At 34.2% G+C, this 266-nt stretch carries 1 protein-coding gene; it reads left to right on the top strand.

Annotated features, from left to right (window positions below; translation table 11 throughout):
• Window positions 1-86: 86 nt before the first annotated feature.
• Window positions 87-266 (top strand): hypothetical protein (locus BBG47_RS28700; RefSeq protein WP_139070860.1); only part of this gene is annotated, 180 nt, incomplete at its 3' end.

Raw genomic sequence — 266 nt, 5'->3', positions numbered from 1 at the left:
CCATAGGGTTGCCTATTAGCAGCCCTATGGACGGTTGGCCATGATCTTTGATTATATACAGGCTTAGGGCGTGAGAGGGTGATTACATGAAAAAAATAGAGTACAAAGCGATAGAAAAAGAATATGACTTGCTGCTCAGAATTTTTGAAAAATATTATGACTCATACGAAGAATTGCTTAACAGAGCTAAAAATGTAGAACAAGATACAGTTATTTGGAGTGATTCATTTTTAGAATTTTTTCCATATCAAAATGCACTAAATCAA

The organism is Paenibacillus sp. KS1 (assembly GCF_001680695.1).
In the GTDB taxonomy this organism is placed as follows: domain Bacteria; phylum Bacillota; class Bacilli; order Paenibacillales; family Paenibacillaceae; genus Paenibacillus_B; species Paenibacillus_B suaedae.
Note: the sequence above shows the minus strand (reverse complement) of the source record. Positions and strands in the feature narration are given on the sequence as shown.